Here is a 7458-nt window from a genome sequence, read left to right on the forward strand (position 1 = left end):
CTACGAGCGCAAGCCAGAACACTTCCTCGCCTTCACGGCCATCGCCGCGACCCTGATATGTCACCGCAGACTGGCCAAGTGAAATGACGTTTAAGTACACAGGACTGAGCTATGCCGAGTTCTACCCGGATTCGGTCAACGAGGGTCAGCGCGTCGTCGTACGCATCACCGTCGACAAGGTCGTAGGTACTCTCTGAGCTGAGCCACCGCCTCCCACCGCTCACGCTTTCAGCGAGACCGAGCGTCAGGTGTCGCGGGCCGGGACCGTGTCTCCGTGAACGACTTGGCACACAGCGTCGGCGATGACGGCAGCCGCGGTGTCGATGTCCTGCGCGCTGTGGGCAGCAGTGACATTCAGTCTGAGCCGGGCGGAGCCGGGCTGGACGACGGGTGGCCCGACAGCCACGATGAACACTCCCCGCTCCTGGCAGAGTTGAGCCACATCGACAGCGGTTTCCGGCTCCCCCAGAATGACCGGCACGATAGCGCTCGTGGTTGCCGTGGCATGGAGTCCCTCGGCCTGCAGTCGTCGCACGAGGCGTTCGATGTTGTGACGCAGCTTGGTGCGCCGCTGAACCCCCTCCTCCTGCAGCAAGCGGATGGCCTCCAGGGCGGCAGCCGTGGTCGGCGGCGAGGTGGCACCACTGAAGACATAGGCGCGGACCGACTGCCGCAGGGCTTCGATCACTTCATGGCTGCCGGCGATAAACCCTCCCGCGGAGGGGATGGTTTTGCTCAGGGTGCCCATGAGGAGGTCGATGGTGCCGGGCATGGCGTAATGGTCTTCGATCCCGCCGCCGTGCGGGCCGATGACGCCAAAGCTGTGTGCTTCGTCGACGAACAGCAACGCTCCGAATCTTCGGCAGAGCCCGGAGGCGGTCGGCAGGTCGAGCAGGTCGCCGTCCATGCTGAACACGCCGTCGGCGACGACAAGCTTCGTCGCCCCCCGTGGGGCCTGCTGCAGCAGTTCCTCCAAGTGCGCCATGTCGTTGTGCCGGTAGACCTTGAGTGCCGCTCCGGTGTGTTTGGCCGCTGCGCAACCGTCAATGATGCTGGCGTGGTTCAGCTGGTCCGACAGCAGCCAGTCGCCGGGGCCGAGCAGGGAAGAGATGACGGAGTAGTTGGTCGCGAAGCCGGAGCTCATCACGATCGCGGATTCTCGTCCGGTCCATCGGGCAATCTCCGCTTCCAGTTCGGTGTGCAGGGTCAGGCTGGCTCCACCGACACGAGAACCGTGACAGCCGGTGCCGTATGCGTCAACGGCGTTCTTCGCAGCTTGACTGATGCGCGGGTGGCCGAGCAGACCGAGATAGTCGTAGGTGGCCAGCATGATCTGGTCCGCACCATCGGAGAACTGCACCCGGACGCCGTCGAGATCGGCGATGGTCTTCGCATACATGGTGCGGGCCGCTCCGGTGTGGGCTGCCCGTTCCTGCAGGCGGACGACAATTCGGGAGATGCTCTCCCGAGCATGAGAACTGAGTTCGGATTCCGACATGAAATGACCTCCGGGAACTCTCGGGTCCGACATGACTGACGGGCAATCGGTGACGGTACGGGTGAGAGTGCCACGTTCGGGCTTTCCCAGCAAGGTGCACACGTAAACAGTTCCGGTGCAATCGGGTGATCCTGAGCACCTGTTGTTTGTGTCGTACGGCAGGGGGGAACTGAGTTCTGGCTCGATCATCCGGAGGCATGCATGACGGTTACCGGTGTCCACAGCGAACTCGAAGAGCACCGCGAGGAAAACGCTCGCCAAGGTTCCGTTCAGGCGGTAAAGGAAAAGCTGCGCGAGACTGGAGTGGAATTTATCCATTACCAGGCCGTGAGCCTGAGCGGACGCGTCGTCGGAAAGCTGGGCTGCGCGCGGCACCTGGCTCACAACGTCGAAAACGGCGTGCGCTTGCACCCCGCCCTCATGGCTGATGCGCGAGTTGACCGGAACGGAAATCTGCTCGGCGTCTCTCCCGAAGACCCCGAGTGTGTCGCCATGCCGGACCTGGATTCTTTTGGGGTTTTTCCCTGGGACCCTCGCACCGGATTTTTCTTCTGCCGCCTCTACCATCACAATCGGCTCGCAGGCGAGCGCGCCGGTCGGTTGCTGGCGACCGATGCGCGCAGCAACCTCAAACGAGTCCACGCAGAGTTCACTGCTCGCACCGGACTCCATCTGCGTAGCGGCTGCGAATCCGAAGTCACGTGGACCGACGTTGCCCCGCAGCCCCACCACCAGCCAGGGGGTCCCACCACACTTCTGCACCTGGAAAACCTCAAGGATTACCAAGAGGTCTACCAGCGCGTCATCAGGTACGGCCATGCTCTCGGGCTGGACATGACGGAGGGAAACGGCGACGAGCCCGGACAGCTTGAACTGAACTGGCAGTACGACCAGGCCGAGCTCACCGCTGACCGGCTGATCCTGCATCGCCAGATCTGCCGGCAAGTCGCCCGGGAACTGGGCTGCAAGGTCAGCTTCATGCCCAAGCCCGCCGCGGACCGGCTGGGCAACGGGTGCCATCACAACATCAGCCTCTGGACCGGGGACCGCAACACCTTCATCGACCCGGACCTGTCACATCTCCACCTCACCGAGACAGGACGGCACGCTCTGGGAGGCATTCTCACCCACACAGCCGCGGCCTCGGCGATCATGGCACCGACCGTCAACTCGTACAAACGCTACTGGCACACCGGCCAGTTCGCCCCGATGCAAGCCGACTGGGGGCTGGACAACAAGACCTGCGCCGTACGGCTGCCGGACATCGGCCGGCTGGAGGTCAAGACGCCTGACGCCATGGTCAACCCCTACCTCTCGCATGCGGTTCTGATCGCAGCGATCGAGGACGGCCTGATCCGTCAGATCGACCCCGGTCCGCCGCAGGATGCGCAGGGTGTCGAGCGTGCCTCCGATCGATTTTCACCGCTCCCGCTGTCACTGAGCGAAGCCCTGGACCAGTTCATCGCGGCCCCTCTGCTCACCCAGGCACTCGGGCCGGAACTCGCCAGGCTGTACCACAGCATCCGTTCCGAGGAATGGATGCAGTTCTGCGGAGCCGTCACCGACTGGGAGTATCTGACGTACAGCCAGGAAGGCTGCTGAACGGAGCACGACATGACAAATCCCCCGTGTGCACAAGAAATTGAGGAACCATTGCCGCTGGAGGAGGTGGACCTGTCCGACTGCGACAAGTTCCTCGATGGCGTCACCCCGTGGCGGATGTTCCGCACCTTGCGCCGTCATGCCCCCGTCCACTGGCAGAGCGTGCCGGAGCCCGGCAGAGGATTCTGGGCAGTAACCCGGCATGAGGACATTGTCCGTGTCGAAGGTGACACTGAAACCTTCACCGGAACCAAGCTCGCAACCCTGGAAGATGCGGACGACGAACAGGTCGCGGCAAGGCGTTCCCTTGCGGAAACCGATGGTCCACGCCACACGGCACTACGGCACCTGCTGCAGAGGAGGTTCACCAGACGGGCTGTCGCCGACTGCGAAGAGTCCTTGCGCCATCTGACAGGAGAAATCCTCGACGCAGCTTTGGGCAAGGGTCCGTTCGACTTTGCCACCACAGTATCCGCCGCTCTGCCCATCCATGTGTTCGCCCGTTTCCTGGACGTTCCGCACAGTGACACCGAAAAGCTGATCACTTACACCGGCCAGATGTTCGGCAACACTGATCCCGAGTACGCGGAGGTGCTGAGGGACAGCAAAGAGGCCCAGCAGTACCGGCACTTGCCCTACAGCAGTCCTGTCGCCCTGGACGTCTATTCCTTCGGCCGAGAGCTCGCGGCCCGTCGCAGGAACGGTGACGGCACCGATTTGGTCAGCCTGCTCGTCAACCAAGTGCCCAAAGATGGTGTACCGCTCACTCAGGCGGACTTCGACAACTACTTCCTGACGCTGGTTGTTGCCAGCAGCGAGACAACTCAGCACGCAATCTCGCACACGCTTCTTGCTCTGATCGACCACCCCCAGCAGTTGGCCAGACTGCAGGAGGACCCGTCTCTCATCCCCGGAGCCGTGGAAGAGTTCCTCCGGTGGGCATCTCCCGCCTACCACATCCGCCGTACCGCGACTCGGGACATTGAACTCGGAGGGAAGCCCGTCAAGGCCGGCGACAAAGTGGTTCTGTGGCTCGCCTCGGGCAACCGTGATGAGCGAGTGTTCGACAGGCCGCACGATTTCGATGTCACTCGGCGTGACGTCGAGCACCTGACGTTCGGAGCGAATGGGCCGCACATGTGCCTCGGCAACTGGCTGGCCCGCCTGGAGCTGCACATTCTTTTCGAAGAACTCCTGCCCAGATTGGCAGAAATTCGCCTGGCGGGAGAGGTGCAACGCCTCCGCTCCAATTATGTCAACGCCATCAAAAGACTCCCCGTCGACCTGACTCTCGCATAGCTTTATGAATCGGGCGGATTACCAGAAGGGCACGCGATGATCATCTGTGGTCTCAAGCTCACCCATGATGGCGCTGTCGCACTGCTGGACAACGATTCCTTGGTCTTCAGTGTCGAGATGGAAAAGATCGACAACAACCCCCGCTACAGCGAGATCGCAGACTTCCAGGTCGTCGAGCGCACCCTGAAGGATTTCGGGTACAAGCCCGAAGATGTCGACCAATGGGCCGTCGACGGGTGGGACGGCTGCGAGGCCGGGTACACGTCCCTGACCCTGCGCGAGGGGAAGCCGGAAACCCTCCGGCTCGCGCCCTACCATGAGAACGACTCGGTCACCAGTATCCTTCGGCCGGGGTGGCAGGGAGTATTTCAAACCGAATCGGGGTCCATTTCGTACCACAGCTACGTCCATCTGGCCGGACATCTGGCCAGCGCATACTGCACCAGCCCGTTCGCCCGCAATAATGAAAGCTCGTTCGCCCTCGTCTGGGATGGTGGCTGTTTTCCCCGTCTCTACTACGTGGACCCGCAACAGGGAGTGGAAAACGGTGGCTACGTGTTCCCTCTGATCGGACACGCCTATGCGATCTGCACTTCCTACTTCGGCCCGTACCGGCGCGAGGAGAAACCGAGTCTCCAGGAAGACCTGTCGGTCGCCGGCAAGCTGATGGCATACGTCGCACTGGGAAACCCGGTGGACGAAGTGATCGAAGTACTGCGTGAGGAGTTCACGCGGTACTTTGAGTCCGACACTTCTGAAGCCGTGCACTACCGCAACTCCCTTGGCGGGTGGGGAACTCGCGCCGAGGAACCGTATGTGCATGCCTTCTACAGATCAGTGGCGACGCGACTCGGCCAGAAACACTTCACGGACGAGGATGTCCTGGCGTCGATCCACCAGTTCTTCGAGGAACTACTGGTGGAACGTGTCGCAGCAAAGGTGAGGCAGTGGAAGGGTGAAGGCCCTTGGAATCTCTGCTTCGTCGGCGGCTGCGCACTGAACATCAAGTGGAACAGCGCCCTGCGTTCGCATCCGATCTTCCGGAGCGTATGGGTGCCTCCGTTTCCCAATGATTCCGGCTCCGCCATCGGAGCCGCTTGTGCTCACCTGATGGCCACGGACGGTATCGGTCCCCTTGCGTGGCACGCCCGGCTCGGGCCTGACATCAAGCCCTCGGAGCCTCTCCCCGGATGGGCGGGCACCCGCTGTTCGCCTGCGGAGCTCGGACAGGTCCTGCACGAGACCGGTGAGCCGGTCGTCGTCGTGCACGATCGTGCGGAGCTCGGTCCTCGTGCCCTCGGGCGGCGCAGCATTCTCGCCGCGGCAACCGACGCGGCGATGAAAGACCGGCTCAACACGGTCAAGGGCCGGGAGTACTACCGCCCGGTGGCTCCCGTCTGTCTCGTGGAGCATGCCCCGGAGATCTTCTCCCCGGGTACTCCCGATCCGTTGATGCTCTTCGACCACACAATCCGCAGCCCCTGGGCGGAGCGCATCCCGGCGATCGTCCACCTCGACGGGACCGCGCGTCTGCAGACTGTCGGCGAAGAGGACGACCCGACTCTCCGGGCCGTCCTCAGTGAATACCACCGGTTGAGCGGTATCCCGGTGCTGTGCAACACCAGCGCGAACTTCAATGGCAGAGGATTTTTTCCGGACGCGGTCTCGGCCATGAAATGGGGGAAGGTCAGCAGAGTATGGAGCGAGGGAGTGCTCTATCTCCTGCAGGAGAGCGTTCGCGACTAATGCTCGGTTCCTCAAAGGCGGTACTCGAAACGGCGCCGGAGCTGGCGGGTTGGTGGTGCGGGGCGGCCCCAGATCCATGGTTTGGCGTGTGCGTTGAGCTGTGCGGTGGCGACTCTCGTCGCGTGGTCGATCTCGTCGGGGTCGGCGAAGGACTGTCCGGCCAGGGCCGCCTTGCGGAAGAGGCGCCACCAGCCTTCCTGGAGGTTGAGCCAGCAGGCTCCGACCGGGATGAACACGTGGTGGATCCGCGGGTGGTCCTCCAGCCATTCACGGGTGGCCTTGCTGTTGTGGGAGGAGAGGTTGTCGGTGACGACCATGATGTCGCCCGTGGGGTTGGCTTCCTCCAGCAGCAGGAGGAACTGCTGGTAGTTGACGCTGTTGCGGGAGGCCGCGGTCATGGTGATCTCCTGGCCGTCGGCTGGCCGCAGGCCGCCGTAGACCCAGGTCTTCTCCGGCCCGCGGCTGTAGTCGAGCTCGGCCTTGATGCGGTGGCCGTCCGGTGACCAGCCCGGGGCGGGCGGGAACGTGCGCGGGATCACCGGGCCGAGCTCGTCCGCGCAGACCACCGTGGCACCCTCTGGCGGGGCCGTGTACAGGCCGACGATCCGGGTCCTTTTGGGGAGAACTCCGGATCCCGGCTGGTGATCCAGGAACGGGTACGGCGCCAGCGCACACCTTCTGCCAGCAGGATCCTGCGGACCTGGGAGCGCTGGATGTCGATACCCTGGCGCCGGGCCGCCTCGGTGAGGGTGTCCAGGGTCCACTCACCCGGAGCCGACTCGTCCTCGGCCGCCAGCTCACCCCAGGGCTCCCTCACCAGCCGGCCCGGAGGGTCGCAGCGGACCAGCTCGATGATCCGTGACCGTTCGGCTTCGGTGATCCGGCGCTTGCGGCCGCATCCGGGACGGTCGCCGAGTCCGTCCAGGCCCTGGGTGTTGAATCGGTGCAGCCACTTGCGCACCGTCTTGTGATGGCACCCGAGCTGGGACGCTATGGCAGGGACACGGTGCCCTTCCCAACTCAGCACGATGATCCTCGCCCGCAGAATCCAGTCCGCCGGCGCATGCCGGGCACCGGCCAGCCTGCACATCTTCCCCTCCTCGACCACGTCCTGGGCAGGACGGGCCGACAACAGCTCCGACACGGCAACTCGCCCCCGAGAAGCCCGAATCAGCACCCCACCCCTCTACACCTACCCCACCAAAGAGGAACCGAGCACTAAAACGTCATTTCACTTGGCCAGTCTGCGGTGACATATCAGGGTCGCGGCGATGGCCGTGAAGGCGAGGAAGTGTTCTGGCTTGCGCTCGTAG

At 63.5% G+C, this 7458-nt stretch carries 6 protein-coding genes; 3 read left to right on the forward strand and 3 right to left on the reverse strand.

Features of this window, described 5'->3' with window-relative positions; translation table 11 throughout:
* Positions 1-244: 244 nt before the first annotated feature.
* Complete coding sequence (locus AB0K17_RS30505) at positions 245-1498, reverse strand: aminotransferase class I/II-fold pyridoxal phosphate-dependent enzyme (protein WP_365984986.1); 1254 nt, start codon at positions 1496-1498, stop codon at positions 245-247.
* 201 nt (positions 1499-1699) lie between these two features.
* Between AB0K17_RS30505 and AB0K17_RS30510 the strand changes: the two genes are divergently transcribed.
* Genes AB0K17_RS30510 through AB0K17_RS30520 form a run of 3 tightly spaced genes read left to right on the forward strand, consistent with a single transcriptional unit; the run spans position 1700 to position 6145 of the window.
* Positions 1700-3100, forward strand: coding sequence for a glutamine synthetase (locus AB0K17_RS30510; RefSeq protein ID WP_365984987.1), 1401 nt, complete (start codon positions 1700-1702; stop codon positions 3098-3100).
* 12 nt (positions 3101-3112) lie between these two features.
* On the forward strand, positions 3113-4399 hold the full coding sequence (locus AB0K17_RS30515) for a cytochrome P450 (RefSeq protein ID WP_365984988.1): 1287 nt from the start codon (positions 3113-3115) through the stop codon (positions 4397-4399).
* Positions 4400-4435: 36 nt separating this feature from the next.
* The gene (locus tag AB0K17_RS30520) at positions 4436-6145 is read left to right on the forward strand and encodes a carbamoyltransferase N-terminal domain-containing protein (RefSeq protein WP_365984989.1); all 1710 of its coding nucleotides are present in this window, start codon (positions 4436-4438) and stop codon (positions 6143-6145) included.
* An 11-nt stretch (positions 6146-6156) separates the two neighbouring features.
* Here AB0K17_RS30520 and AB0K17_RS30525 read toward each other — a convergent pair whose 3' ends face one another.
* Together AB0K17_RS30525 and AB0K17_RS30530 are read right to left on the reverse strand one after the other, a co-directional pair.
* Positions 6157-6711: a transposase gene (locus tag AB0K17_RS30525; RefSeq protein WP_365984990.1), complete on the reverse strand. Its 555-nt coding sequence runs from the start codon at positions 6709-6711 to the stop codon at positions 6157-6159.
* Positions 6681-7289: a helix-turn-helix domain-containing protein gene (locus AB0K17_RS30530; RefSeq protein WP_365984991.1), complete on the reverse strand. Its 609-nt coding sequence runs from the start codon at positions 7287-7289 to the stop codon at positions 6681-6683. The genes AB0K17_RS30525 and AB0K17_RS30530 overlap by 31 nt, the downstream gene beginning before the upstream one ends.
* Positions 7290-7458 lie beyond the last annotated feature (169 nt).

Source organism: Streptomyces sp. NPDC049585 (assembly GCF_040675615.1).
GTDB classification, from domain to species: Bacteria; Actinomycetota; Actinomycetes; order Streptomycetales; family Streptomycetaceae; genus Streptomyces; species Streptomyces luteosporeus.